25 protein-coding genes are annotated in these 25105 nt (G+C 63.2%); 12 read left to right on the top strand and 13 right to left on the bottom strand.

Annotation, left to right across the window (positions count from 1 at the left end; genetic code table 11):
* Window positions 1–61: 61 nt before the first annotated feature.
* The gene (locus BPNPMPFG_RS22185; protein ID WP_258590135.1) at window positions 62–1141 is read left to right on the top strand and encodes an IS630 family transposase; all 1080 of its coding nucleotides are present in this window, start codon (window positions 62–64) and stop codon (window positions 1139–1141) included.
* Here BPNPMPFG_RS22185 and BPNPMPFG_RS22180 read toward each other — a convergent pair.
* Window positions 1124–1615 carry a hypothetical protein gene (locus tag BPNPMPFG_RS22180; protein WP_258590797.1) on the bottom strand — a complete coding sequence of 164 codons (492 nt, stop codon included), beginning with the start codon at window positions 1613–1615 and terminating at the stop codon, window positions 1124–1126. The genes BPNPMPFG_RS22185 and BPNPMPFG_RS22180 overlap by 18 nt on opposite strands.
* Window positions 1612–2673 carry a DUF262 domain-containing protein gene (locus BPNPMPFG_RS22175; protein ID WP_258596857.1) on the bottom strand — a complete coding sequence of 354 codons (1062 nt, stop codon included), beginning with the start codon at window positions 2671–2673 and terminating at the stop codon, window positions 1612–1614. Before BPNPMPFG_RS22175 ends, BPNPMPFG_RS22180 begins: the two co-directional genes overlap by 4 nt.
* Before the next feature lie 76 nt (window positions 2674–2749).
* Here BPNPMPFG_RS22175 and BPNPMPFG_RS22170 point away from each other — a divergent pair, with 76 nt between their 5' ends.
* From BPNPMPFG_RS22170 to BPNPMPFG_RS22160, 3 genes are all read left to right on the top strand, one after another.
* Entirely contained in the window at window positions 2750–3163 is a 414-nt protein-coding gene (locus BPNPMPFG_RS22170) for a very short patch repair endonuclease (protein ID WP_258590796.1), read from the top strand.
* 324 nt (window positions 3164–3487) lie between these two features.
* Window positions 3488–4000, top strand: a complete 513-nt coding sequence (locus tag BPNPMPFG_RS22165; RefSeq protein ID WP_258590795.1) for a hypothetical protein — start codon at window positions 3488–3490, stop codon at window positions 3998–4000.
* A gap of 48 nt (window positions 4001–4048) precedes the next feature.
* Window positions 4049–4765 carry a hypothetical protein gene (locus BPNPMPFG_RS22160; RefSeq protein ID WP_258590794.1) on the top strand — a complete coding sequence of 239 codons (717 nt, stop codon included), beginning with the start codon at window positions 4049–4051 and terminating at the stop codon, window positions 4763–4765.
* Window positions 4766–5242: 477 nt separating this feature from the next.
* Here the strand turns inward: BPNPMPFG_RS22160 and BPNPMPFG_RS22155 are convergent, their stop codons facing one another.
* From BPNPMPFG_RS22155 to BPNPMPFG_RS22115, 9 genes are all read right to left on the bottom strand, one after another.
* A complete protein-coding gene (locus tag BPNPMPFG_RS22155; protein WP_258590793.1) occupies window positions 5243–6883 on the bottom strand; it encodes an ABC transporter substrate-binding protein in 1641 nt (546 codons plus the stop codon).
* Window positions 6884–7357: 474 nt separating this feature from the next.
* Entirely contained in the window at window positions 7358–8308 is a 951-nt protein-coding gene (locus BPNPMPFG_RS22150) for an alpha/beta hydrolase (protein ID WP_258590792.1), read from the bottom strand.
* Between the two features lie 18 nt (window positions 8309–8326).
* Window positions 8327–9007, bottom strand: a complete 681-nt coding sequence (locus BPNPMPFG_RS22145) for an isochorismatase family protein (protein WP_258590791.1) — start codon at window positions 9005–9007, stop codon at window positions 8327–8329.
* 328 nt (window positions 9008–9335) lie between these two features.
* Entirely contained in the window at window positions 9336–10640 is a 1305-nt protein-coding gene (locus BPNPMPFG_RS22140; protein ID WP_258590790.1) for a M24 family metallopeptidase, read from the bottom strand.
* A gap of 149 nt (window positions 10641–10789) precedes the next feature.
* Window positions 10790–11761: a GlxA family transcriptional regulator gene (locus tag BPNPMPFG_RS22135; RefSeq protein ID WP_258590789.1), complete on the bottom strand. Its 972-nt coding sequence runs from the start codon at window positions 11759–11761 to the stop codon at window positions 10790–10792.
* Between the two features lie 274 nt (window positions 11762–12035).
* Entirely contained in the window at window positions 12036–13226 is a 1191-nt protein-coding gene (locus BPNPMPFG_RS22130; RefSeq protein WP_258590788.1) for a trans-sulfuration enzyme family protein, read from the bottom strand.
* Window positions 13223–14662, bottom strand: a complete 1440-nt coding sequence (locus BPNPMPFG_RS22125; protein ID WP_258590787.1) for a pyridoxal-phosphate dependent enzyme — start codon at window positions 14660–14662, stop codon at window positions 13223–13225. The genes BPNPMPFG_RS22130 and BPNPMPFG_RS22125 overlap by 4 nt, the downstream gene beginning before the upstream one ends.
* A gap of 347 nt (window positions 14663–15009) precedes the next feature.
* Window positions 15010–16344: an FAD/NAD(P)-binding protein gene (locus tag BPNPMPFG_RS22120; protein ID WP_258590786.1), complete on the bottom strand. Its 1335-nt coding sequence runs from the start codon at window positions 16342–16344 to the stop codon at window positions 15010–15012.
* A 31-nt stretch (window positions 16345–16375) separates the two neighbouring features.
* On the bottom strand, window positions 16376–16825 hold the full coding sequence (locus BPNPMPFG_RS22115) for an RrF2 family transcriptional regulator (protein WP_258590785.1): 450 nt from the start codon (window positions 16823–16825) through the stop codon (window positions 16376–16378).
* 1038 nt (window positions 16826–17863) lie between these two features.
* Between BPNPMPFG_RS22115 and tauA the strand changes: the two genes are divergently transcribed.
* The 4 genes from tauA to BPNPMPFG_RS22095 all read left to right on the top strand — a co-directional run bounded on the left by tauA (window position 17864) and on the right by BPNPMPFG_RS22095 (window position 20912).
* A complete protein-coding gene (gene tauA, locus BPNPMPFG_RS22110; RefSeq protein ID WP_258590784.1) occupies window positions 17864–18877 on the top strand; it encodes a taurine ABC transporter substrate-binding protein in 1014 nt (337 codons plus the stop codon).
* 201 nt (window positions 18878–19078) lie between these two features.
* Window positions 19079–19852 carry a taurine ABC transporter ATP-binding protein gene (locus BPNPMPFG_RS22105; RefSeq protein ID WP_258596856.1) on the top strand — a complete coding sequence of 258 codons (774 nt, stop codon included), beginning with the start codon at window positions 19079–19081 and terminating at the stop codon, window positions 19850–19852.
* A complete protein-coding gene (locus BPNPMPFG_RS22100) occupies window positions 19849–20709 on the top strand; it encodes an ABC transporter permease subunit (protein ID WP_258590783.1) in 861 nt (286 codons plus the stop codon). Before BPNPMPFG_RS22105 ends, BPNPMPFG_RS22100 begins: the two co-directional genes overlap by 4 nt.
* A gap of 20 nt (window positions 20710–20729) precedes the next feature.
* The gene (locus BPNPMPFG_RS22095) at window positions 20730–20912 is read left to right on the top strand and encodes a hypothetical protein (protein ID WP_258590782.1); all 183 of its coding nucleotides are present in this window, start codon (window positions 20730–20732) and stop codon (window positions 20910–20912) included.
* 9 nt (window positions 20913–20921) lie between these two features.
* Here BPNPMPFG_RS22095 and BPNPMPFG_RS22090 read toward each other — a convergent pair whose 3' ends face one another.
* Window positions 20922–21107, bottom strand: a complete 186-nt coding sequence (locus BPNPMPFG_RS22090; RefSeq protein WP_258590781.1) for a hypothetical protein — start codon at window positions 21105–21107, stop codon at window positions 20922–20924.
* 309 nt (window positions 21108–21416) lie between these two features.
* On the opposite strand from BPNPMPFG_RS22090, the gene BPNPMPFG_RS22085 reads away from it, so the two are divergent.
* The 4 genes from BPNPMPFG_RS22085 (at window position 21417) to BPNPMPFG_RS22070 (ending at window position 24666) form a co-directional block, all read left to right on the top strand.
* Window positions 21417–21782: a septal ring lytic transglycosylase RlpA family protein gene (locus tag BPNPMPFG_RS22085; protein WP_258590780.1), complete on the top strand. Its 366-nt coding sequence runs from the start codon at window positions 21417–21419 to the stop codon at window positions 21780–21782.
* Between the two features lie 233 nt (window positions 21783–22015).
* Window positions 22016–23293 (top strand): polyhydroxyalkanoate depolymerase, encoded by a 1278-nt coding sequence (locus BPNPMPFG_RS22080; RefSeq protein ID WP_258590779.1) that lies wholly within the window; start codon window positions 22016–22018, stop codon window positions 23291–23293.
* Between the two features lie 180 nt (window positions 23294–23473).
* On the top strand, window positions 23474–24091 hold the full coding sequence (locus BPNPMPFG_RS22075) for a transglutaminase-like cysteine peptidase (RefSeq protein ID WP_258590778.1): 618 nt from the start codon (window positions 23474–23476) through the stop codon (window positions 24089–24091).
* A 356-nt stretch (window positions 24092–24447) separates the two neighbouring features.
* Window positions 24448–24666, top strand: coding sequence for a hypothetical protein (locus BPNPMPFG_RS22070; protein ID WP_258590777.1), 219 nt, complete (start codon window positions 24448–24450; stop codon window positions 24664–24666).
* Between the two features lie 60 nt (window positions 24667–24726).
* Here BPNPMPFG_RS22070 and BPNPMPFG_RS22065 read toward each other — a convergent pair whose 3' ends face one another.
* A complete protein-coding gene (locus BPNPMPFG_RS22065; RefSeq protein ID WP_258590776.1) occupies window positions 24727–25095 on the bottom strand; it encodes a helix-turn-helix domain-containing protein in 369 nt (122 codons plus the stop codon).
* Window positions 25096–25105: the final 10 nt, after the last annotated feature.

The following is a 25105-nucleotide window of genomic DNA, read 5'->3' as shown; positions in this document are numbered from 1 at the left end:
CGCCTGACATAAGAGTCCGGATCGGGATTCCCTTTTGGCTGAGCGCGTGCGAGTCTGCGGTATGCGCACAGGAATATCTCTCACCGTCTCGCCTTCTGACCATCGGCGTTTGGTTGCCCTGGTCAAAGATCGTAACAGCCCGCAGAAGCATGTGTGGCGCGCCGAGATCGTGCTGTTGAGCGCCACCGGCGCCGGCACGATCGAAATCATGGGGCGGACCGGCAAATCCAAGACCTGCGTGTGGCGCTGGCAGGAGCGCTTCGCCACGGAAGGCTTCGAGGGGCTGCTGCGCGACAAGACGCGTCCCTCGCGCATTGCGCCGCTCGGGCCTGAGATCGCTGAGCGCGTCGTGGCGCTGGCGCTCGACGACCCGCCAGGGGAAACGACGCACTGGACCGCCGACATGATGGCCAGGGCCGCCGGCATCAGCGCCAGCGCGGTGCGCCGCATCTGGAAGGCGCACGGGCTGCAGCCAAACCGCTGGCGGCAGTTCAAGCTCTCCAACGATCCGAAATTCATCGACAAGTTGCGCGACGTCGTCGGCCTCTATGTCGATCCGCCGGCCCACGCCATCGTGCTGTCGGTCGACGAGAAGAGCCAGATCCAGGCACTGGACCGCACCCAGCCCGGCCTGCCCATGAAGAAGGGAAGGCTCGGCACCATGACGCACGATTATAAGCGGCACGGCACCACCACGCTGTTTGCCGCTCTCAACGTGCTCGACGGCGCCGTCATCGGCCGCAACATGCAGCGTCACCGCCACCAGGAGTTCATCCGCTTCCTCAACGCCATCGACACCGAGGCGCCGGCCGGCAAGGCGGTCCATGTCATCCTCGACAACTACGCCGCTCACAAGCACCCCAAGGTGCGTGCCTGGCTCGACCGCCATCAGCGCTTCACCTTCCACTTCACGCCGACCTCATGCTCGTGGCTCAATGCCGTCGAGGGCTTCTTCGCCAAACTCTCCACGCGTCGTCTCAAGCGAGGCGTCTTCCACTCCGTCGTCGACCTCCAGGCGGCAATCAACCGCTTCGTGGCAGAGCACAACCAGCAACCCAAACCCTTCACTTGGACCGCCGATCCCGACAAAATCATTGCTGCCGTCAAACGTGGGCACCAAGTGTTAGATTCCATCCACTAGGGTATGTGGCGGCGCGGCCCAAGCGATCGCTAAACCATCCTTCAATTTAAGGGCGGAAGCTTGGCCGAAATTTCCACTAAATGGAAGTCGATCTTTCTTTTGTTCGTCCCAAGCCAAGGGCAAGCTTGTTAGTGGGATAAAATCTGTCAGTACATTTCCATGACTCGTTCCGTTTTGCATACGATCTAAGAAAATGGCCTGTACAACGTCAAGCCGCCAGTACTCCGCCGCATCGCCAAACAATATTCCGTCTGCTTCAATTCGTTCTCGTATAGACTTCATAACGGCGCGCATCGCGCTTTCCAGAGCATTGTAAAGCATTACATACGTAGTCGCTCGTACTGAGGCTATGAGCTGCTGCTTCTGGTAGTAATTTCTAACGTTGGACCGCTGCCTCTTCTCAAGCTCCCTCGTTAGCTTAAGGACCGTTTCAAGCTCATCAAATTTGGTCTCCAGGGCGTCGATTTCACTCATTGTTGTTCAAGAATCTTGTCCCGGACGTATTCGATTCTCGACCTGAGGCGAGGCCCACTGTTACTCGCATCAGTTCGAATCAATTGGTAGAAGTCGGCCTCATCAAGCCAATCAAAATTCGCAATTTGCAACTGCGGAGCCTCTCGAAGAGCTAAGCAAACGCCAACTGCGATAGCTTCGAATCGAACCCTTGGTACCTGCTTTGTCTTATCCGTTCTAAAGAAGGCATTCGCCGCATTGTGTGCGATAAAATTCATAACCCTGTCGAACTCCTCCGACATCGCTCCCAGCTCCGCTGGAAGCAATTCCTTATTGAGTTTTTTGAAATGATTATCGATGAAACGCTGAACATCGTGGACGAAATCCTTGTAAGATCGTGAATAGACAAAGAACCTAGCTACCAGCTCTTGCCGCTCACTTTCAGGATTTCTATTGCCGCGCGAACCTGTACCCGGCGCGAGGTGCTTGAAAACATTTCTGTTGGCACAATCTACCACTAGATCGAGAAAAGGGCCTTGATAAGCTCCATTTCTAATTTCTGCTTCGGTTAACTGCTTTGAAGACGTGTTTATTCTGCGAAAAAGTTCAACTCGAGAGCTTTCATCCGTACCTTCTTCTAGGACAAACGAGCGGATCGGGCTGTTCAAGAATCTTTTTTTGCTAACAATTGGGATTTTGCTGAACTTTAAACCATTTAGCGAGTCGAGTTTTTCAAGATTATTCAGTTTAAACTTATCATTTCGAAACTCGACTAAAGTGCGAATTCTCTGAGATCCGTCCACGACCTCCAGTCGCCCGCCCACTTCGTAGAAAAAGATTGGTGGAATAGGTATTCTGAGAAGGAGGCTTTCGATGAAATAAGATTTTTGATCAACACTCCACTGTAGGGTCCTCTGGTAGTTGGGAATATATATGTCGCCCTCGTCGACGTTTTCTTCTTCTTTAAATTTTCGTATAAGTGTGTCCACTGGGAAGTCGGTTACAAGGTAGCGAACCTCATTCCGAGCGGTTTCGACGGCATCCTGAATTGCTGATTCGCTTAGTTCTTGATTTGCCATTTTTGCCACTATTTGAGTCTCGATCGCTGGCTGCACATATAAGATACCGATTGCACGAAGAGAGTCTTACGAAAAGATGCCATCACCACTGGAACCCGTGCCACCCGATCGAAGCCGTTTGATGTCCCGCGTCAAGTCGCGCAACACACAGCCGGAGATGATAATCAGACGGCTCGTGAATTCTATGGGCTACAGGTTTCGCTTGCACCGTCATTCATTACCCGGATCACCAGATTTGGTTTTCCCTAGGCGCAAGCGGGTTCTGTTTGTCCATGGTTGCTTTTGGCATCGACATCCAGGTTGCCGGCACACCACCACCCCTAAGACCCGTGTGGATTTCTGGCAGGCCAAGTTCCAAGACAACATAGCGCGAGATTTGCGCGTGGAATCAGCATTGCGGGAGTCGGGATGGGAAGTGCTTGTCGTCTGGGCCTGCGAGATCAAAGATATACCTGAATTGAGGGGACGGCTGGAAGAATTCTTGGGTTGAAGTATTGGCTTTCCTCGGTGCGTCCTCGGCTTCCACCGGAATGCCTTTTAGGAGCCACCTTCAAGGCGATCGCGCCGTTTGTCGCGCGGCCGTCGTCGGCGTGCTGACGTTCGTGGCGCATTCTTCTGATACCGCGCGCGGGCCGGTGTTCCTGCTCATCCTGTTTGCGGTCGGCTGCCTCGGCTGATCAATCTTGAGCTGACCGAGCACCGCCCGACCCCATCCGCATCGCGCCGCCCAACGCGCTGCCCTCTGGACAACGGACCACTCTTTGAGAACGCCCCGCCTTGGCGTATCCTCTCCTCGGCTTGGAGGAGATCTCAAATGCGTTCCAATCCTCTGGACATCGTCGCCGCGATCGGCCTCGCCATCGGCGGCGCTCTTGGCCTTGCCGGCACCTTCGTGGGCAGCGACGCGCTGCGCGAAACGCTGTGGACGATCGACGGCGTGGCACTCGTGGTGGCGACCGCGCTGTTGACGATGAAGTATCAGCGGCTGGGCAATGACTGCGTTGCGGCCGGGTTCCTGACCTTTCTCGCCGGCGAGAGCCTGCTGCTGGCCGGCAATGCGGCGGGCCTCGAGGCCAGCGTGCCTTCCTATGTCGGCGGCATCTCGCTGTGGGCGGCGGCACTTGTGCTGATCAGCACGCCGAAAACCTTTGCCTTGTGGATGCGGCTCACCGCTGTCGTGGCTGCCGCGTTGTTTGTCGTGTCGGCGGGCCTGATCATCTGGGGCACGCCTTTGCTGCCGACCTCGTCGCCGCTGCCCGCCGCCGGCTATCCGTTCCTGCTGCTTACCTTCATCGGCTGGATCTGGACCTTGCTGAAATCCGATTGATGAGCGGCTGGCAGAGGGGATACATCTGGCCTTTCAGGGGATTTCAAATTGCGCAAATATGTCCTGCGGTTTCTCAGTCTCTGCATCGACTACGTCTGGATAAACGCGGCCGTTGTTCTGGTTGACCGGTTGTTTCCCGGCGTTGCGGAGACCGTTCTTGGCCAGCCGATGTCATGGGCGGCCCGGCAGGTTCTGTCGCTGATATTGCTCTGCGTGTTACGTTTCGCCAACGCCTCGCTGGGCGAGTGGCTTTTGGCCTATGCGCTTGCCGAGCAACCCGCCGGCCAGCGTCAATGGGCCAACCTCTTGCTCGGCACGCTGGGCTTCATCTCCGGGATTTGGTACCTGCTGCGCCTGACCGAACCTGGCGACGGCACGCCGTTCCTGCTCATGGTCGAGCACACGCCGTTGAAGACGGCGGCTGTGGCGCTCTACAGCGCCCTTTGCAGTTGGTGTGGCGTGATGTTGCTGCGGTTCCAGCCGAAAGCGAAGCGCTACAATGCCCTGCTGTTCGCGTCGGCCCTGCCAGTGACCGTGATAAACGTCGCCTTCTCCCGCGACGCGCTGATAGCCTCGATCATTGCGCGTGCAGCCAGCCAAGGGCGCTCGCTTCCCGTGGAGAAGGCTGAGGTCTATGCACGCGGATCGGTCTACTACGCCATTGTTCTTATCGCGGTGATGCTGGTGATCCTGTATTTCTGCCGGGAACGACCCGGAGTTTCTGCCGGAAAGCCGCTCGAAGGTTCGCCGGACAGTCGGGCGTAGCCCTACGGTGCATGGCAACCATGGCGGGCCGACATTGGTCGATTTCGAACTGACCGGAGCCTTGCCCGAGGCGATCAAATATTCCAACGCCAATGCGCTGGACCTGATGCTGAGGTGGGCGGGGACACCGTGCATATGGAGAGGTCGTCGCTGGATATTTCGGAGACCGACATGATGGTCGCGATCCGCCGGCTGGCGCCGCATGTGAAGATGGGGCGGTAGGGGCGCCCTCTTGCCTTCTCCCCTTGTGGTGCCCGAAGGGCGGGCGAGGCCCGTGACTCGCCCAGGGCGGTGGATCGGCGCGCAGCGCCGAGACGGTTGAGGGGTGCTGGACGGAGTGAGGCGTTGGTGGTCCTTGCTTTAATGCGGTGACTGTTGACGTATCGCCAAGCTGGAACACCCCTCATCCGTCTTGCCGCTTTTGCGGCAATCCACCTTCTCCCACAAAGGGAGAAGGCAAGAAGCGTCGGCGCGCTCTCAACTCTCAATCCACACCTTCTCAAAATGCTGCTCCAGCGCCTGGTGCTGTTCGCAGCCTTCGATGCCTTTGCGGTAGGTGCGGTAGACCGAGCGCCAGTAGGGTTGGATGATGATGCCGGAATCGCGCAGATTCTGCTCGATCTTGGCCATGATCTCCTTGCGCGCCTTGGCGTCCGGCGTTGCCAGCGCCTTGTCGAGCAGGGTGTCGAACTCCGGGTTCTTGTAGGCGCTCTCGTTCCAGGCGGCGCCCGATTTGTAGGCCAGCGCCAGCACCTGGACGCCGAGCGGGCGGCCGAGCCATTCGGTGCAGGAGAAGGGGTATTTGCTCCAGTCGTTCCAGAAGGTGGCGGCGGGCAGCACGGTGCGCTTGATCTTCAGGCCGGCCTCGCGCATCTGGGCGGCGATGGCGTCGCCGGTGCTCTTTTGCCATTCGACATCGACGGAGATGAGGTCGAATTCGTGGTCGGCCTTGCCGGCCTCGGCGAGCAGTTTTTTCGCCGCCTCCACGTCACGTTTGGCCGGGCCGATATCGGCATATTCGGGGTGCATGGGGCCGACATGGTGGTTGTCGGCGGGCTTGCCCCTGTCGTCGAGGCCGAGCTTCAGCACGGCGGCATTGTCGACGGCGAGCTGGGCGGCGCGGCGCGCCTTGGCGTCGTCATAGGGCGCGTTGCCGACATTGAAGCGGGCGACGATGGTGGAGCCGGTGGCGATCTCGGAATTTTTGAGCCCCATCTTGTCGGTCTGCGAGACGGCATCGGAGGCGGTTTCGTGGTCGGTGTCGATCTCGCCGGATTCGAACGCCGACAGCATGGCGTTGGGGTCGGAGCCGTAATCGACCCATTTGATGCCGTCGAGCCAGAACTCGCCCTTCCACCAGGGCTTGTCCTTGCGCTTCACCTCGGCACCGGTCTCGGCATCCCAGCTGACCAGCTCGCACGGGCCGGTGGTGATGGCCAGCGCCTTCCTGGGGTCGCCGTCACCCTCATAGGAGCGGTGCATGATCAGCGCCGGATAGTCGGCCATGCCGGCGATCAGCGAGATGTCGGGTTTCGGCAGATTGAGTTTTATCGTGAAGTCGTCGACCCTCTGGATGCCGCCATCGACGAGCTTCTTGGTGTCGGCATTGACCAGCGCGCCCATGCGCGCGGCGACCGAATTGCCTGCTACGGAGGCGTCGCACCAGCGGGTGAGGTTGTGGATGACGTCGTCGGCGTTGAAGGCATCGCCATTCGACCAGGTGATGCCCTTGCGCACATGCAGCGTCAGCGTCTTGGCGTCGTCACTCGCCTCCCAGCCTTCGAGCAGCCAGGGTTCGAAGGAGAAATCGGTGTTCCAGCGCACCAGATATTCGTTGCAGTGGCGGGCGATGTTCGACATCTCCACGCCGTCGAAGGTGCGCGGGTCCTTGAAGCCCTTGACGTTCATGGCAACGCGCAACACGCCGCCTTTCTTCGGCTGGGCGGCGCGGGCCGGCGTTGAGGCAAGGCCACCCAGCGCCAGTGCGCCGGCGGCGCTGACGCCGAGGCCGGCCATCAAAGCGAGATATTCGCGGCGATTGATGCCGCCCGTCCTGAAATCGTCGGCGACGGGTTTGGCTTTCGGGTGCAATTTCCTGTCGGTCAGCATGAATTTCATCGTCGTTCCCCTGTTGTTGGGCGCCCCGGTCGATCGACAGACGCGGGGGCGGACGCGACCGCCGGGTGCCTGGAGGAATGATAAAGCGGGGTGACGTTGGGGAGTGTTCTGGTTTCCGCAGTGATTGTGCGGTGTTCCGCGAGGGGGGATTAGCCAATCTCCCCACTTGAGGGGGAGATGTCCGGCAGGACAGAGGGGGACGCTGTCCCGCGGACTTGTCAAGAGCTGGGTTCCTCGCCCCCGCAAAGCGGGGGAGAGGTGACCGCGAAGCGGCCGGAGAGGGGGCTTTCGTATGGCGCGGTTCCCCCTCTCCGTCTCGACTTCGCCGAGCCACCTCTCCCCCACTCGCGTGGGGGGCGAGGAACCCAAGCTGGAATGAAGCCGCGATCCTTCGCGCCCCCCTCTGCCCTGCCGGGCATCTCCCCCTCAAGGGGGGAGATTGGCGCCTCGCCGCTGGCGCCTTCTCCTCGGCCCTCAATACGGCCACTCGCCCCGGCCCAGCGCGCCAACCGCCGCCACGATCCGCCCAAACGCCTCCGCCGCGGCCGGCACAGTCGTGCGGGCGCGCAGGAAGCTGTGCACCAATCCCGGCTCTTCGTGCCACCATGCCTTGCCGCCGTTGGCCAAAATGCGGTCGCGGTAGGTCTCGCCATCCGACGACAGCGGATCGCATTCGGCGGTGACGATCACCGTCGGCGGCAGGGCGGAGAAATCGGTGTCGCGCAGCGGCGAGAAGGTCGGGTCGTCGGGCGATTGGCGCCTGGCCGCGCGGACGTCGCGGTAGAAGGCGATGTCGGCCACCGACAGCAGCGGCGCGTCGGCGTGCTCGATATAGGAGCCGGCGCTCTCATCGCCGCCGAGTTCGGGATAGATGAGCAGCTGGCCGGTCGCGGCTCTGATATGGCGGCGTGTCGCCTGCGCCACCGCTGCCGCCAGGTTGCCGCCGGCGCTTTCGCCGCACAGCACAAGCGGCAGGTCGATGGTCGCCGCCGCCCATTCGAAGGCGGTGACGGCGTCGTCGAAGGCGGCGGGGTGCAGATGCTCGGGCGCCAGCCGGTAGTCGACCGACAGCACGTCGAAACCGGTGCCGGCGCAGAGCTCGGCGCAGATGTCGTCATGACTGTCGAGCCCGCCAAGGATGAAGCCGCCGCCGTGAAAGTAGACCACCATGGCCCGCGCGACCGTGCCGGCGAGCCGGTAGCGGCGGACCGGGATGTCACGGTCGGCGGCAGCAATCAGGCCGTCGCTGGCTTTGACCCCTGGTGGGCGACCCTGGTGGAAGGCCCGGCACATGCTGTCATAGACCGCGCGCTGCCTGTCGATCGGCAGGCCGATGATCTCGGGCGGATACCAGGTGTTGACCGCGTCGATATAGGCCCACAAAGACGGGTCGAGGCGGGTCTCGTATTTGCCGCGGCTGGTCATTTCGGTCTGCTCAACCTGTCATAGATCCGCGTAGAGCTCCGCCGCGTTTTCAAAACTGAAGCGCAGCGGCACCGAGCCTTCGACCTGCCAGACGGTGACGCTTTCACCCGCCAGCAGCCGGCACGCGCCGTCGGTATCGGTGACGGCGCCGCCATAGAGCCGGTTGGCGAGGTTGAGGATGCCGGTCTGGTGCATGGCAGCACTGCCGCTGCCGCAGGCATCCTTGACCAGCAGCACGCGAAAGCCCTTCGCGACGGCATCCTTGACTGAGGCGTCAATGCAGGCCTCGGTCCAGACGCCGGCGATAACAAGCCATTCGATGCCGCGCGCCTTCAACTGATCGGTGGCCGGGCCGCTGCGGAAGGCGCTGGCCTCGGCCTTGATCAGCAGGGCCTCGTCCTTGGCGGGCGCGACCTCATGGCAGATTGCGGTCAGCGGGTCGCTCTTGTCGGAGAAGGCCGACTTGCCGTCGGCGCTCAGCGGATGAAAGGGCCGGTCCTGTTTGTCGAGGTCAACGATGTAGGCCCAGTGGTAGAGCGGCACATGGTTTTGCCGCGCCGCCGCCTGCAGGCGCCGGACGTTGGCGAGGATGCCGGCAAAACCCTCGACCAGATAGCGCTGGTCCTGCCGGTGCTCTTCCTGCAGGTCGATGAAGGCGGCGGCCACGGTGCCGCGCTGGATGGCGATGGGGGTTTTCATGCTGCGCCTGGGCACGCAAGAGCCGATGCAGTCGCTCTCAGTGCGCTATCGGAAGCCGTAGGGATTGGCCGAAGCCCCCCGACTTCGTCATCCACGGGCGGAGCGGGAGCGAAGCGGACGCGCAGACCCGAGGATCCATGCCGTGACCTCGGGCGTAGCTTGCAACGGAGCAGATTCCGGACCGTGGCAGCGCTTTGAAGTCGCGGCATGGATCCTAGGGTCTGCGCCGCGTCGCTGCGCTCCTTGCTTCGCCCTAGGATGACGAAGCGATGGGCGCTGCGGCTATCCCCAAACGTTCGCGACGGTTCAACAAGGCGAGCAGCGAGCATCAAACCTGTTTCTCCAGAAACTCGTCCTCATAGGGGAAGCGCGACAGGAGTTCGGTGCCGGTGTCGGTGATCAGGATCTCGTCCTCCAGCTTGACGCCCTCGCGGCCGCCCTTCTCGCCGATATAGCTTTCCACGCTCACCACCATGCCTGGCACGATATGGCCGTCGCGGCCATAGGTCTCGTAGTCCATGGCGTGCGCGATGAACGGCGTTTCGCCATGCATGCCGACGCCGTGCATGACCGAGGTGTAGCGCTGGTCGACGAAGCGGTCGGGGATCTTCCAGGCCTTTTCGGCGATCTCGCGGAACGCCATGCCGGGTTTGACGACCCCGATGTTGTGCTGAACCTGGTCGTGCGCCATGCGGTAGAGCGACTTCTGGTAGGGCGTCGGCTTGCCCGGTCCGCAGCGGAAGGTGCGGGAGAAATCCGAATAATAGCCGTAGCAGCCGATGGTGTCGGTATCGAGCGCCAAGAGTTCGCCGGGCCGGATCTTGCGGCCGCTGGCCTCGTTGAACCAAGGGTTGGTGCGCTGGCCGGAGGTCAAGAGCCGGGTTTCGATGAACTCGCCGCCCTGGCGGATGACCTCGCCATACATGATGGCGAACAGGTCGTTTTCGGAGACGCCGGGCTTGATCGCCTCGCGCACGGCATAGACGGCCGCCTCGGCGCCGGCCATCGACACTTGCAGGCATTTTACTTCCTCCGGCGTCTTCACCGCGCGCACGGCGAGGATTTCGCCCTGGCAATCCCTGACCTCGCAGCCGCGCTTTTCCAGGGCGAGTGCCTGCAGATGGCTGCAGCGGTCGAGCCCGAGCTTCATCGAGCCGCCGCCATGCTGCTTCAACAGTTCGGCGATCTCGTCGGCGAACGGGCCGGCGGTCTCGTCGTCGCGGCCCGAGACCGACGACCACACCAGCTTGGACGGACGCGCCTCGTCGATCGTGTCGAGCACCATGGAGACATGGTAGCTCTGCGGGTATTCGAACAGCACGATCGGCCCAACGGTCGGCACGAAGAAATAGCGCGTCGAGTTGCGCAGGAAATAGCCGAACATGTTGCGCGAGCCGGTGGCATAGCGCTGGTTGTAGGGGTCGAACAAAACGACGCCGCCATAGCCGGCCTCACGCATCCAGCCGCGCAGCTTGGCCAGCCGCCCCTTGCGCAAGGCGTCGGCATCGATGAAGGACGGCTCGGTATCGGACAGCCACATGCCGCCGGCCGGATCGGCGGCGGCAGGGTGGCGCACGCGGTCCTTGAAGTCGACGTCTTCGGTGCTGTCGGGGTCGAAAACGGCGATGCTCATGGGGACTTGGCCTTGCGTGGGTTGCTGGGTCTGAGCATGGCGCGAGAGGGGCGAGGGGATTGTGCGGAAAACCGCATGGGTTGTGCGGGGCGCCGCTGGCAAGTCAGACACGTCGCGATCCTTCGCGCTGTCCCGCCAGCAATCGGCAGCTAATGCCTCCGCGCCAGCTTCGGCGGATGCCCGTGCTCTTCCCTGAACGCCCGGGCAAAGCTCGACATCGAGGCGAAGCCGCAGGCCAGTGCCACGTCGCGCACGGCGAGCGTCGAATGTGCCAGCAGGTCGGCGGCGCGCTTCAGCCGCAGGCGCCGGTAGTAGCCATTGGGCGAGATGGCGAGTTCTGAGCGAAAACTCCGTTCGAGCTTGTCGGACGACACGCCGAGCCGAGCCGTCAGCTCGGTCATGCCGAGCCGCTCCTCGACCGCGTCCTCCATGATGGCGATGGCTGACAGCACCAGCTCGTTCTGGACGCCGGTGCGTAGCCGCAAAGGCATCATCTTGCGGTCGACGCTGGAGCGCAGCTGGCTGTGCACGAACCATTCGGCGACGCCGGCGGCCAGCTCGGCGCCGTAGTCGCGAGTGATGATCTCCAGCATCATGTCGAGGCTGCCGACGCCGCCGGCCGAGGTGAAGCGCTTGCGGTCGATGACATAGAGGTCGCGCCGAAGCTCGATGTTGGGAAACGCCTCGGTGAAGGCCGCCTGGCTGGTCCAGTGCAAGGTGCAGGCATGGCCGTCGAGCAGGCCGGCCCGTGCCAGGAAGAACGCTGCGTCCGCCACCGCGCCGATATGGGCACCATTGCGCAGGCTGCGGCGGATCCAGCTCGCGGCGTCCTCGGCGACAAGGTGATCGGCGTCGCCGCCCGAGCAGACGACGATGCGGTCGACCTTGGGCGCGTCCTCGGCGTAAAAGCCCGGCTGGATGACGACACCGTTCGAGGCCTCGACCGGCCCCTGGGTCGCCCCGACGATGATCCAGCGATAGCACTGCCGCTTGGCCAGCACATTGGCGGCGCGCAGCGGCTCGATGACCGAGCTGAACGCCATCATGGGAAAGCCGGGAAACACCAGCACGGCGAAGGTGAGGGGAGTTTCCGTGGGTTTTGGAGGTTCGCGCGTGGCCATGGGGCGCTACATTTCGGGCAGATGCGGGTTGGCGTCAACGGGGTGGAGCGTAGCCCATAGCCTGGGACGTTTGCGCTGCCCTCACCTGCCTGCCGGCATCCTCTCCCCGTATAGTGACGGGGAGAGGGGCGCTGTCATCGATGGTTTCGCCAATCGCCAGCGTTGCGGCCAGCTTCTTTCTCCCCGTCACTATACGGGGAGAAATGCCCGGCAGGGCAATGAGGGGCGGCGCCGACTCATCTCATCGCGCGCCGCGCGGAGACACGGCGTCCCCCTAACCCCCCAGCGCCTGATCCAGATCCGCAATCAGATCATCGCCGTCCTCGATCCCCGCTGACAACCTTACCAGCGAATCCGATATGCCGATCTCCTCCCGCTTCTCGGCAGGAATCGAGCCATGCGTCATCAGCGCCGGGTGCTCGATCAGGCTCTCCACGCCGCCGAGGCTTTCGGCCAGCGTGAACAGTTGCGTGCATTCGAGGAAGCGTTTTGTCCCCGCCAGATCTCGGTCGAGCACGGCCGTGATCATGCCGCCGAAGGCATGCATCTGCTGGACGGCGATAGCGTGCTGCGGATGGCTGGCAAGGCCGGGATAGATGACGCGGCGGACATCCTTGCGGCCTTCCAGCCATTGCGCGATCTTGAGGCCGTTGGCGGAATGGCGCTCCATCCTGAGCGCCAGCGTCTTCAGGCCACGCAGCGCTAGAAAACTGTCGAATGGGCCCGAAATGGCGCCGATGGCGTTCTGCAGGAATTTCAGCTGGGCGGCGAGGTCCTTGTTGTCGCCGACCACGGCGACACCGCCGACCATGTCGGAATGGCCGTTGAGATATTTGGTCGTCGAGTGGACGACGATGTCGATGCCGAGTTCCAGCGGCCGCTGCAGATAAGGGCTGCAAAACGTGTTGTCGGCGACCGTGAGAACTCCCTTGCGTTTGGCGAGCGCCGCGACGCCTTCGAGGTCGACGATGCGCAGCAGCGGGTTGGTCGGTGTCTCGACCCAGAGCATCTTTGTTTCGGGGCGAATCGCCGCCTCGACGGCGGCAAGGTCGGTGAAATCGACGAAGCTAACCTGCAGATTGGCCGAGCGCTTGCGCACCCGTTCCATCAGCCGGAAGGAGCCGCCATAGATGTCGTCGGTGGCGACGATATGGGCGCCGCTGTCGAGCAGTTCCAGCACCGTGGCGATCGACGCCAGGCCGGAGGCGAAAGCGAACGCATTGGTGCCGCTTTCGAGGTCGGCCACGGCGCGCTCGAAGGCGAAGCGGGTCGGGTTCTGGCTGCGGGCATATTCAAAACCCTTGTGCACGCCGGGCGACTGCTGGCCATAGGTCGAGGTGGCGTAGATCGGCACCATCACCGCGCCGGTCAGCGGGTCGTGGCTTTGGCCGCCATGGATGGTGCGCGTCGAGAAGGCCAGGCGGTTCTTGCCCGATGGGCCGGATGGCGGTGTGTTGCTGGTCATCGTGCGCGCCTCAGATGGTTGATCAGGTCGATGCGGGTTATCAGGCCGACGAACTCCTCGCCGTCGAAGATGATGGCGACCTCGTTGCGGTCGAACACCGGCAGCAGCGCATCCAACGTCTGGCTCGCCTGCAGCGTGTGCAGATTGGAGGTCATCGCGGTGCGCACCGGGCCGTTGAAGCGCTCCCAGCGGCCGTTATGCGGGCCATCGACCTTGGCCAGGATGTCGCTTTCGTCGACGATGCCGACGAGCTTGCCATTGTCGAGCACCGGCAGCTGCGAAACATCGGAGCGGCGCATGCGGCCATAGGCGTTGAGCAGGCTTTCGTCCGGGCCGACGGCGACGGTGTCGCCGGTGCGGTGCGAGCGCATGACCAGGTCGCGCAGATCGCCATGCTGTTCCTGCTCGGCCAGCCCTTGCTCGGCCAGCCAGAAATCGTCGAACACTTTCGACAGATATTTGTTGCCGCTGTCGCAGACGAAGGTGACGACCCGCTTGGGCACCGTCTGTTCGCGGCAATAGCGCAAGGCGGCCGACAGCAGCGTGCCGGACGACGAGCCGGCCAGAATGCCTTCCCTCGACAGGAGGTCGCGCACTGCCAGCATGCTCTGCTTGTCAGATATGGCGTAGGCCTTTTTGACCAGCGACAGGTCGGCATTGGGCGGCACGAAATCCTCGCCGATGCCTTCGACGGTCCAGCTGCCGGCCTCTTCCATCTTGCCGGTCTTGATCAGCGGCGCCAGCACCGAGCCGACCGGATCGGCCAGCACCATTTCGGTCTTCGGCGACACTTTGGCGAAGTAGCGGCCAAGCCCGGTCAGCGTGCCGCCCGAGCCGACACCGACGACCACCGCGTCGACATCACTGTCGAGCTGGGCGAAGATCTCCGGACCGGTCGTCGTCTCATGCGCCAGCGGGTTGGCCGGATTGGCGAACTGGTTGGCATAGAAAGCACCGGGAACTTCGGCGGCGATCTTCTCGGCCATGTCCTGATAGTATTCCGGGTGGCCTTTGCCGACATCGGAGCGCGTCATGCGCACCTCGGCACCCAGCGCGCGCAGATGCTGGATTTTTTCGCGCGACATCTTGTCGGGCACGACCAGCACGATGCGGTAGCCCTTGGGGATGCCGACCTGAGCGAGGCCGAGACCGGTATTCCCCGCGGTCGCCTCGACGATGGTGCCGCCCGGCCTGAGCTTGCCCTCTCTCTCGGCGGCGGCGATCATCGACAGCGCGATGCGGTCCTTGATCGAGCCGCCCGGGTTCTGGCTTTCGAGCTTGATGAACAGCCGGCATTTTCCGGTGTCGAATTTGGTCAGCTCGACCACCGGCGTCTGGCCGATCAGGTCGAGAACCGAGGCATAGGGTGGACGCAGGCGCGATGTTGGGCTTTCCGAGAACGCGCTCTCAGCCGCGGCGATCTTCTGCTCGCTCATATCGATGCTCCATGATCAAGCGGCCGCCTCGGGCAGAGCAGCAGCCTATCTCCTTTTCCAGCCCTTTGCAGTCGGAAAGAAGATAGATCGTGCCAATCGACCGGCCAGATGGAGAATGAAATTCCGGAGTTGCGCCGTCGCGCAAATGGCCCGCAGGACTGTGGGGCACGCCCCCCTCTGGCCTGCCGGCCATCTCCCCCACAAGGAGGGAGATTGGCAGCTTCGCTGATCGCGCCATTCTTTCAGCGTTGAAGATTAGCGAAAGCCGTAGTGACAGCCGATCTCCCCACCCCGTGGGGGAGATGGCCGGCAGGCCAGAGGGGGGCGCCATGGAGCGCCGAAGCAACTCAGCCGAGCAATTGCTTGCTCAGCCTGGCACACTGCACACGAATATCCGGGATGGCGTCGATCTCGAAGAAAGTGCCGCGGGTCAGTGGGCCGACCGCGAGAATCTTGGACGACACCGTGCCGTCGCTGGCGATGATCTCGCAATTGGCTGACACGTCGAGGCCGATGCGCAGCGGATCCGGCCGCGCCAGGCTACGGTCGACCAGCGAGCGCACGACGCTGTTCGACGAGGTCGAGATGTCCCTGACGATGCCCGAGCAATCATAGATGCGGGCGATTTCGAAGGTCTCGAGGCGCTGCGTGTGGCGCGACTGGACCTGGACCGTGAACTCGCCGCCCTGCGCGATGTCGACGACGCGGCCGGCGACAAGACGGATCCGGCCGGACTGCACCGCCTCGGTTACCCGGGCGTAGACTTCGGGCGCCATGCGATGGCGGTGGATGTCCCACCAGGCCTTGGTGTGTTCGACGAAGCGGCGCTTGGCGGACGCCGGCCAGTTCTGCCAGATCTTCTGGTTGAACGGCCGCAAGCCGTCGACGACGTCGCGCCAGTCGATGCCGGCCTTCTGGTTCTCCTCGATCAGGTCGCGGAACCAGCCAACGAAATAGGACAGCTGGGTGCCCAAGGGAATATCGGCGAGGTCGAGCTTGATCGGGTTGCCCTTGCGGTGCGGCGACGGCAACAGGCCGCGCCGCGAGACCGCGACGATGTCGCCGCGATGGCCGCGTTGCTCCAGCGCCAGGAAGGCATCGACCATGCTGAGACCGGTGCCCAGCACCATGACGCGGCTGTCGGGGGTAAGTGCCGTGTCGGCTTCCGAGCCCATCCTGACCGCGTGCCCTTGCGCCGGCTCCTCGTCATGGCCGGTCGCCAGCACGGCCAGATGCGCGACGACGCTCGTGCCGTTGGCCAGCGCCACCTCGACCCCGGATGGGGTGGGCGAGATCGACCGGCTCTCCTCGCGGATCAGGCGCAGCCGCCCGGTCTGCTTCTCGCGCGCCTCGAGATCGTCGAGCAATTCGCCGAGATAGCGGGCATAGAGGCTGCGCGGCGCATAGACCGGCGCCTGCTCCGGGGTCGCCAGGCCGCGATCGAGCAGCCAGCGCCAGAAATTGCCGGGATCGTCGGCATAGGCGCTCATGCCGTTGGCGCTGACATTCAGCACATGCGCCGACAGCAGCGTCGAATAGGCGATGCCCTGGCCGAAATGCGGGCGCCTTTCGATCAGCGTGACGCGCAGATCGGGATTGGGCGATTTGAGCAGATGCGCGGCCAGCACGACGCCGCTGGCGCCGCCGCCGACAATGATGATCGAGTTGGCGCGCCCGGTCATGCGCTTGCCGGCCTGGTGCGAAATGCTGGGGTCAGGCCTGGACTCTCAACGCCGTCGAGAGTTCGTCGCCTGTCATGTCGCGCATCTCGGCGAGGCTGCGCTGGTCGAGCACCTCGGCGATGGCCTGCCGGACTTCGAGCATCAGATGTCGGACTTGGCATGTCGCCTCGTTGCAGTCTTCACAGCGCTGATACTGGGTGCGGCTGGCACAGGGGATGGGCGCCAGCGGGCCGTCGAGGACGCGCACGACGTGGCCGACCTTGATCTCGTCGGCCGGCCGCGCCAGGCGATAGCCGCCATCCTTGCCCTTGCGGCTCTGGACGAAGCCGGCATTGCGCAGCTCGCCAAGGATGGCATCGAGGAATTTCTTCGGAATGGTGTTGCCGGTCGCGATATCGCCAACGAAAGCGAGCTGTCCGGCCGGCAGTTGCGCGAGGTGTACGAGCGCCTTGAGGCCGTACTTGCCCTTTTTCGTGAGCATGAAATCAAAATTTCTCTGTCATACGACGGCGCGGCGCCATCGGTTGCGGAACGCCTGGCCGGCGTTCCCGCCGCGTCCAAGCCCGCATGACACATAAATTCTAGTGACATGATGTACAAGCCGAGAACTGTTGATTTTGCTTCGTTTTCAAGCCGCTATGGCCATTTTAGCCAGCCTTTGTGCCCGCAGGGACACAAAAGCGCACGACTTTGACGCACGAAGCGCATTGCCGGCGATTATCGCGATACGGTGGCCGCTCATAGTCGCCTCCCTAATGTCGATAAGATTACTATACTTACCCTCGAACACGCGGAACAGGTTTTTAAATCCACGGCTGTTTGAGGCATGGATTTGCCCTGACGCTGGTCGGAGCGGGAATTCTGGTTTGCGACGCAGATAGGCCGCAGCCTTACGGCGGTGCAGAATGTTGATCCCGGCGGGACAGCACCCCCCTCTGGCCTGCCGGCCATCTCCCCCTCGAGGGGCAGCGCAATCGCATATGGGAAGCCGAGGCTTTCGCCCTACGAGTACCCCCACCCCTAACCCCTCCCCACAAGGGGGAGGGAGACTCTCGTAGACGCCGATCCTCGGCAAACTACCGAAGTTCGACGCCGAGTATGATGGACAAAGGCGCGCGGCAGCATTCCCTCCCCCTTGTGGGGAGGGTTAGGGTGGGGGTCCCTCTTCGCAAGAATCCTTATGTGATTGCCCTGCCGCAAGGAGGGAGATCTCGTCCGCTTTCGCCAATCTTCAACGCTGAAGCCACGAGGCGCGACGGCGAAGCTGCCAATCTCCCTCCTTGCGGGGGAGATGTCCGGCAGGACAGAGGGGGTGGGCGGGAACTCGACAGATGCCGTTTGCCCGTTGCCGGCAGGCGCACGCCCACCAGCAGCCGCCCTATCCGCTCCGGCACCGCGCCATCGATCACTTTTTTCTAACAAGCCCGCTTTGGTTGGAAGGATTTAACTCTACAAGAACGATAGAACTAGCGGACTATCATGGGGCAATCCGGTTTTCTCTGTTTTCATGGAGCCCTTCATGTCCACCATTTCGCGACGCATTCTTCTCCTCTCTTCCGCGGCACTTGCTGGCGCTGCCTTCCTCGGGCCGGCCTTGGCCGACGACCTCAAGATCACCATCGGCTACCAGACGGTGGTCGAGCCTTCGAAAGTGCCGCAGGCCGACGGCGCCTATGAAAAGGCGACAAAGGCGGCTATCGACTGGCGCAAGTTCGATTCCGGCGCCGATGTCATCGCCGCGGTCGCTTCCGGTTCGGTCGATATCGGCTATGTCGGCTCGAGCCCGCTGGCGGCGGCGGCCAGCCGCGAACTGCCGATCCAGACCATCTTCGTCGTCGGCCTGATCGGGCAATCCGAAGCGCTGGTCGCCCGCAACGGCGCCGGCATCGAGAAGGTCGCCGATCTCGCCGGCAAGAAAGTCGCCGTGCCTTTCGTCTCGACGACGCACTACAGTCTGCTCGCCGCGCTGAAGCATGAGGGCGTCGATCCGAAGTCGGTCGAGATTCTCAATCTGCGGCCGCCCGAAATCGCTGCCGCCTTCGCGCGCGGCGACATCGACGCGGCCTATGTCTGGGATCCGGCGCTCGGCCAGATCAAGACTAGCGGAAAGGTGGTGCTCGATTCCTCGCAGGTCGCCGCCTGGGGCGCGCCGACCTTCGATGCCTGGATCGTGCGCACCGACTTTGCCGAGAAAAACCCGGAAGCGGTGCGCGACTTCGTCAAGGTGACGGGTGCTGCCTATGCCGAATTCCTGGCCAAGCCGGATGCGTGGTCGGTGTCGTCGCCGCAAGCGGAAAAGATCGCCAAGCTCACCGGCGCCAAGCTGGAAGAGGTGCCGCAACTGCTCAAGGGCTATGTCTTCCCGACGCTGGAAGAGCAGGCCTCGGACAAGTTCCTTGGCGGCGGCACGGTCAAGGCGATCGAGGCGGCGTCCGCCTTCCTCAAGGAGCAAGGCAAGATCGACGCGGTGCTTTCAGACTATTCGAAATACGTGTCGTCAAAATACGTCACCGAGGCGCTGGCCTCGAACTGAGCGCCTGGTCGCACCTGAACGCGCGCGGATCTCCTTCCCTGACGCCGCGTGCCGACTGCCCCGGAACCGCAGACGAGGCGCGATTCCCGGGCAGTCGGATTGTCCATTCGTTCGAGCCTGATTCCGAAAACCGGACGCCACTTTTTTGCGTTCGCTGACCTTCGGTTCGGGATCATGCTCCAGAACTCCCGTGAGGGCTTCATGCCGCATCTCGTGCTCGACAAAATCTCGATCCGCTATGACGGCCAGGCGGCGCCCGCCGTCGAGCGGGTGTCGATCGACGTCGCCAAGGGTGACTTCGTCGTGTTGGTCGGCCGTTCCGGCTGCGGCAAGACCTCGCTGCTCAATGTCGCCGCCGGCCTCGTCGTGCCGGCGCGTGGGCGTGCCACGATCGGCGGCAAGCCGATCACCGCGCCGGGCTCGGACCGGGCGGTGGTGTTCCAGAACGATGCTTTGTTTCCATGGCTGACGGCGCGCGAAAACGTTGCCTTCGCGCTGCGGCTGCGCGGTATCCGCCCAGCCGAGCGGGCGCGCCGCGCCGATGAACTTTTGGCGCTGGTCAAGCTCGCGGATGCCGGCGACAAGCGCATCTGGGAGCTTTCCGGCGGCATGCGCCAGCGCGTCGGCCTGGCTCGCGCCTTGGCCGCCGAACCCGAATTCCTGCTGCTCGACGAACCGCTCGGCGCACTCGACGCGCTGACGCGCGAGCGCATGCAGACGACGCTGCTCGATTTGTGGACGGCCAGCGATGTCGGCGTGCTGATGGTAACGCACGGCATCGAGGAGGCGCTGGTGCTGGCCACCCGCATCGTCGTTCTGGCGCCCGGACCGGGCCGTGTGGTGCGCAGCTTCGAGCCCGGTTTCTCCAGGCGCTACGCTTCAGGCGAAGCCATTCGAGGCATCAAGGCCGACCCGGCCTTCGCGGCGGCGCGCGGCGAATTGACCGACGCGATCTTCGAAGGAGAGCCGGCATGACCATTTCCTCCTACACGGAACGGCCAAGCCACAAGATCGACGATGCCGATGGCCTCTCGGTGCCATGGTCCAGGCCGAGCCTGAAGCGCAAAGGCATTTCGGCGCGCATGGTCAGCGCCGTCACCATACTGGTAGTGCTAGCGGTGTGGGCGCTGTCGGCCCGCCTGCAACTGGTGTCGCCGGTCTTCCTGCCCTCGCCGCTCGCCGTGTGGAATAAATTCATCCTGGTCACCCGCGACGGCTTCGTCGATGCGACGCTGCTGCAGCATGCCGTCGCCAGCCTGGCCCGCGTGTTTGCCGCGCTGGTTGCCGCCATCCTCATCGGCGTGCCGGTCGGGCTGGCCATCGGCATCAGCCTCATAGGGCGCGGCATCTTCGATCCGCTGCTGGAGTTCCTGCGGCCGATCCCGCCGCTCGCCTATCTGCCGCTGGTCATCATCTGGTTCGGCATCGGCGAGCCGTCGAAGATCCTGGTGATCACTATTGCCATGCTGGCGCCGGTGGCGCTGTCGACCGCATCAGGCGTGCGCGGCGTCTCGCAGGAGCGCATCAATGCGGCGCGTTCGCTCGGCACGACGCGCGCGCAAGTGATCCGCCATGTGATCCTGCCCAGCGCACTGCCGTCGATCCTGACCGGACTGCGCATCGCGCTCGGCGCCGGCTGGTCGACGCTGGTCGCCGCCGAACTGGTGGCGGCGACGCGCGGGCTCGGTTTCATGATCCAGTCGGCCGCCCAGTTCCTCGTCACCGATGTGGTGGTGATGGGCATACTGGTGATCGCGGTCATCGCCTTCGTGCTCGAATTCATCATCCGCAGGATCGAGCACGGACTCGTGCCGTGGGCGGGAAAGGAATGACCGGAAAAGGGAGAATGACGATGACCCATTCCACCGCCGTGCTGTTCAGCCATTTCGGCGCCTGGCTGCTAGGCTTTTCCAACGACAAGCCGCGAGAGGACGGTCCGGTATCGCCGATGCCGGTCCAGCCGCAGGCCAGGCACAACCGCCTGCCGCCGCGCGACGAGAGTTTCTACTGGGCTTGGCAATATTGGTCGCAGTGATCGGCCCGCTCACACCCGCGAACGGTTCGCCCACACCAGTCCCACCAGGCCGACCAGCATGGTGACCAGGCCAATATAGAGCCATTGCGACTGGCCGGTCATGAAGCTGCCGCCGACCACGCCGATGCCTTGCAGCGACCACAGCGCGCCGATGGCGAGCACAATCAAGGCCAGCAGATTTTTGGTCAGTCTCATTGACGGATCTCGCTTTACAAGTCGATCGATTGTGGCGCTTAGGCCATGATGAAAGAGGCAAAGGAAGTGTCTCAATCGTGCCGGCTTCTACTTGGATATTAATCGCCGATCTTGTCAAACAGATCCCAGATATCGGTGCGAAGATCATCGGGAATTGATCACGGATCGCCGGAAAATCCCTGACAGACTGTTACCCAGCGACTCCAAACGTGTGCCGTTGCCACGGAACCGCCAGATGCTTGCCGCATTTCTCGCCTTATTTGGTACCTAACGGCTGGGGTCTGTCAAAAACGGAGCCATCCCCCAAATATGAAGACCACAAAACAGACCGCGCTTGTCGCGGTAACGATCGCTGCTGGCCTGTTGGTCGGCGCTTCCGCCACGTCGGCAACCGCCGCCAGCCAGTGTGGCCGTGCCTCCTGGTACGCACTGCATTCGAAGACCGCATCGGGCGAGCGCATGAACCCGTCGGCGATGACCGCCGCCCACCGCACTTTGCCCTTCGGCACCAAGCTTCGGGTTACCAACAAGAACAACGGCCGTAGCGTCATCGTGCGCATCAACGATCGTGGCCCGTTCATCAGGGGTCGCGTGCTCGACCTGTCGAGGGGTGCCGCCGGCCAGCTCGGCTTCATCGGCTCCGGCCAGACCTCGGTCTGCATGGCCCGCATCTGACATATCCGGGTCCGGCCCGGGTCGGACCCGCTGACTGGTGCCTTCGCAGACGCACACTGAGCCGGCTCGCGCCCTCCAGGCCCGGTTTTCAAAGCCTTGGGCGAAAGAATGAGCGCAGATCACGCCACGTGACGTATTGCATCGCAGCAATTAGTTGTTAACTTCCCCGCGAGATATCTAAGGCATGGCGCTGCTCGTCGTCCCTTCGGTCGCAGGCAGCAGCGGGGTTCTCGATGTTCTACCAGCTCTATGAAATGAACCACGCCGCCTTGCAGCCCGCGCGCCTCTATGCCGACGCGGTGCGCCTGTTCTACACCAATCCGCTCAACCCGTTTTCGCACACGCCCTGGGGCCGTTCGGTCGCGGCGACGGCCGAGCTGTTCGAGCGCACGACGCGCCGCTACGGCAAGCCGACATTCGGCCTCGACAAGACAGTGGTCGACTGGAAGAACGTCGCGGTCACCGAGAAGACCGTCTGGTCGCGGCCGTTCTGCAATCTCGTACGCTTCGAACGCAGCGTGCCCGCCGGGCGCCGGCCGGATCCGAAGCTTTTGATCGTGGCGCCGATGTCGGGTCACTACGCGACGCTGCTGCGCGGCACGGTCGAGGCGATGCTGCCCTATGCCGACGTGCACATCACCGACTGGGTCGACGCCCGCATGGTGCCGCTCGCCGACGGCAGTTTCGATCTTGACGACTATATCGACTACATCATCGACATGCTGCACGCGCTCGGCCCCGACACGCATGTGATGGCGGTGTGCCAGCCTTCGGTGCCGGTGCTGGCCGCCGTGGCGCTGATGGATACCAACGGCGACCCGTTCGTGCCTTCGACGATGACCTTGATGGGCGGGCCGATCGACACCCGCCGCAACCCGACCGCGGTCAACCTCCTGGCCGAGGAAAAGGGCATCGACTGGTTCCGCGACAATGTCGTGATGCGGGCGCCCTGGCCGGTGCCGGGTTTCGGCCGCGAGGTCTATCCAGGCTTTCTGCAGCTGTCGGGCTTCATGAGCATGAACCTCGACCGCCACATCATCGCCCACAAGGACTTCTTCATGCACCTGGTGAAGCATGACGGCGACAACGCCGTAAAGCACCGCGATTTCTACGACGAGTATCTGGCGGTGATGGATCTGACGGCGGAGTTCTACCTGCAGACCGTCGACACCGTCTTCGTGCGCCATGCCTTGCCCAAGGGCGAAATGACGCATCGCGGCACCAGGATCGATCCGTCTGCCATCCGCAACGTCGCGCTGTTCACCGTCGAGGGCGAGAACGACGATATTTCCGGCCTTGGCCAGACCAAGGCGGCGCATGATCTGTGCCCCAACATCCCCGCCGACAGGCATGCCCACTACATGCAGCCGGCGGTCGGCCACTATGGCGTGTTCAACGGCTCGCGCTTCCGCTCCGAAATCGTGCCGCGCATCGTCGACTTCATCACCAGCTATGGCCGCGAGAACCGGGTCGCGGTGAAGCCGAAACTCGTCCGCACCGCGAAAAGATAGGTCCGGCAGCGGCAATCCGGGCCGATTGGCCGGCAAAGCAGCCGGTCGCCGATTCTGTTGCACAAGTGCCGCTGTCCCGCCCCTCGGGTAACCATGCCGCCAATCCGACCGTCGTCGTAATTGACACGGACTGTAAATCGCTCTTAACCTTTCGTTAACAACGAAGGGCGAGCGGGGACAATGATTTCCTCACCAATGGCGCGAAGGCTGCGCGTGTCTGTGGCGGCCGCGCTGGCAGCAGCGGGAGGCTGGGCCGCGCCGGCCCTGGCGGCTGGAGCCATGGCGACCGGCGGCCTCACCTCGCAGCCGATCGGCCACTATGATTTCTGCAAGCTGCACCCGAGCGAATGCTCGATCCGCCCGGCCAATCTCGCGCCGGCCGCGATGACCGACGGGCTGATGCGCAAACTGACCAGCGTCACCAGCAGGGTCAACGCCGCCGTCAAGCCGATGAGCGACATGGAAAACTACGGCAAGGACGAAGTCTGGACCTATCCCGACAACGGCTTCGGCGACTGCGAGGACTATGTGCTGGAAAAGCGGCGCGAGCTTTCGCGCATGGGCATATCGCTCGCCGACCTGCTGATCACCGTCGTGCGCAAGCCCGACGGCGAAGGCCACGCGGTGCTGACGGTGCGCACAGACAAGGGCGACTACGTGCTCGACAATCTGAACGACAAGGTCAAATCGTGGGACCAGACCGGCTACCGCTTCCTCAAGCGGCAAGCGATCGACAACACCGGCCGCTGGGTCTCGATCCGCGGTGGCCAGCAGGTGCTGGTCGGCGCGGTGCAGTAGCGCGCGCTTCGAAGCACGATCGCGCTGCTGCTGCTTTCTCCAAATAGCTGAGGTCGGCGCCGCCCCTCATTGTCCTGCCGGACATTTCTCCCCGTATAGGGACGGGGAGAAAGACGCTCTCATCAATATTTTCGCCAATTGTCATCGTTGCAGAATGGGCGCCAACATCGCGGCCGTCCCTCTTCTCCCCGTCCCTATACGGGGAGAAGGTGCCGGCAGGCGGATGAGGGGCGGCGCGACGTGTCCAGCCGCGCGCATCACGCCATCCTCCACCAAACTTCGCATTTCTCCATGAACCATTTCCTCCCGGCCAGCGACACATGGCTGTGGGCGCAAACCAACCATGGAGACTTCAGATGACCGCACTGTTGCGAAATGCCTTTCTTGCCGCCGTCACAGTATCGGCCCTGGCCGGATCAGCCTTCGCCGATCAGACCATCACGAGCTGCGCCAAGACGGCGACCAACGATTTGTGGAGCGGACGGTGTTGCAGCAATGGCGACGCGAACTGCCTGGGCGGTGGCCACGACCATGGCGACAATGGCGGCCGGGGAGATCACGGCCGGCAAAAATGATCTCGCCGGATGAGGCGGGCCTGGTGCGCGAGCGCGTGAGCCGCTGCGCGCAGCGGCCCGCTACGACCGCCGGCCAAGTGCCGCGCGGATCGATGCGGTAATCCCGCGAAGCTCCGCCTCGTCGAGTTTTTCGATGTTCTCGGCCAGCAGATTGGCAAGCTCGGTGGCGGCGGGGCTGAGACCCGACGTGTCGAGCTTGACGCGCGGATGCGAGGCTTCGGCCAGCCGCGCCAGCTCCTCGGCATCGTCCCAGATGATGTTGAAATAGCCGATGATCTTCTGGATCAGCGTCCAGGTCGGCGCGCCGCGCCGGCCATGCTCGAGCGCCGACAGGTAGGCGGCGCTGACGCCGATCGCCGCCGCCATGTCCTTCTGGCTGACACCGCGCTCGCTTCTGAGCGTCCGCAGTTTTTCGCCGAACGGGGTCATGCGCCCGGCC

Origin of the sequence: Mesorhizobium sp. AR07, assembly GCF_024746815.1 — a bacterium.
GTDB lineage: Bacteria > Pseudomonadota > Alphaproteobacteria > Rhizobiales > Rhizobiaceae > Mesorhizobium.
This window is presented reverse-complemented; position numbering and strand designations above follow the sequence as displayed.

Bases quoted from the DNA above. Each gene is read 5' to 3' on its own strand.
- BPNPMPFG_RS22185 (WP_258590135.1), top strand. From the start codon at position 62: ATGCGCACAGGAATATCTCTCACCGTCTCGCCTTCTGACCATCGGCGT.
- BPNPMPFG_RS22180 (WP_258590797.1), bottom strand. From the start codon at position 1,615: ATGAGTGAAATCGACGCCCTGGAGACCAAATTTGATGAGCTTGAAACG.
- BPNPMPFG_RS22175 (WP_258596857.1), bottom strand. From the start codon at position 2,673: ATGGCAAATCAAGAACTAAGCGAATCAGCAATTCAGGATGCCGTCGAA.
- BPNPMPFG_RS22170 (WP_258590796.1), top strand. From the start codon at position 2,750: ATGCCATCACCACTGGAACCCGTGCCACCCGATCGAAGCCGTTTGATG.
- BPNPMPFG_RS22165 (WP_258590795.1), top strand. From the start codon at position 3,488: ATGCGTTCCAATCCTCTGGACATCGTCGCCGCGATCGGCCTCGCCATC.
- BPNPMPFG_RS22155 (WP_258590793.1), bottom strand. From the start codon at position 6,883: ATGAAATTCATGCTGACCGACAGGAAATTGCACCCGAAAGCCAAACCC.
- BPNPMPFG_RS22150 (WP_258590792.1), bottom strand. From the start codon at position 8,308: ATGACCAGCCGCGGCAAATACGAGACCCGCCTCGACCCGTCTTTGTGG.
- BPNPMPFG_RS22145 (WP_258590791.1), bottom strand. From the start codon at position 9,007: ATGAAAACCCCCATCGCCATCCAGCGCGGCACCGTGGCCGCCGCCTTC.
- BPNPMPFG_RS22140 (WP_258590790.1), bottom strand. From the start codon at position 10,640: ATGAGCATCGCCGTTTTCGACCCCGACAGCACCGAAGACGTCGACTTC.
- BPNPMPFG_RS22135 (WP_258590789.1), bottom strand. From the start codon at position 11,761: ATGGCCACGCGCGAACCTCCAAAACCCACGGAAACTCCCCTCACCTTC.
- BPNPMPFG_RS22130 (WP_258590788.1), bottom strand. From the start codon at position 13,226: ATGACCAGCAACACACCGCCATCCGGCCCATCGGGCAAGAACCGCCTG.
- BPNPMPFG_RS22125 (WP_258590787.1), bottom strand. From the start codon at position 14,662: ATGAGCGAGCAGAAGATCGCCGCGGCTGAGAGCGCGTTCTCGGAAAGC.
- BPNPMPFG_RS22120 (WP_258590786.1), bottom strand. From the start codon at position 16,344: ATGACCGGGCGCGCCAACTCGATCATCATTGTCGGCGGCGGCGCCAGC.
- BPNPMPFG_RS22115 (WP_258590785.1), bottom strand. From the start codon at position 16,825: ATGCTCACGAAAAAGGGCAAGTACGGCCTCAAGGCGCTCGTACACCTC.
- tauA (WP_258590784.1), top strand. From the start codon at position 17,864: ATGTCCACCATTTCGCGACGCATTCTTCTCCTCTCTTCCGCGGCACTT.
- BPNPMPFG_RS22105 (WP_258596856.1), top strand. From the start codon at position 19,079: ATGCCGCATCTCGTGCTCGACAAAATCTCGATCCGCTATGACGGCCAG.
- BPNPMPFG_RS22100 (WP_258590783.1), top strand. From the start codon at position 19,849: ATGACCATTTCCTCCTACACGGAACGGCCAAGCCACAAGATCGACGAT.
- BPNPMPFG_RS22095 (WP_258590782.1), top strand. From the start codon at position 20,730: ATGACCCATTCCACCGCCGTGCTGTTCAGCCATTTCGGCGCCTGGCTG.
- BPNPMPFG_RS22090 (WP_258590781.1), bottom strand. From the start codon at position 21,107: ATGAGACTGACCAAAAATCTGCTGGCCTTGATTGTGCTCGCCATCGGC.
- BPNPMPFG_RS22085 (WP_258590780.1), top strand. From the start codon at position 21,417: ATGAAGACCACAAAACAGACCGCGCTTGTCGCGGTAACGATCGCTGCT.
- BPNPMPFG_RS22080 (WP_258590779.1), top strand. From the start codon at position 22,016: ATGTTCTACCAGCTCTATGAAATGAACCACGCCGCCTTGCAGCCCGCG.
- BPNPMPFG_RS22075 (WP_258590778.1), top strand. From the start codon at position 23,474: ATGATTTCCTCACCAATGGCGCGAAGGCTGCGCGTGTCTGTGGCGGCC.
- BPNPMPFG_RS22070 (WP_258590777.1), top strand. From the start codon at position 24,448: ATGACCGCACTGTTGCGAAATGCCTTTCTTGCCGCCGTCACAGTATCG.
- BPNPMPFG_RS22065 (WP_258590776.1), bottom strand. From the start codon at position 25,095: ATGACCCCGTTCGGCGAAAAACTGCGGACGCTCAGAAGCGAGCGCGGT.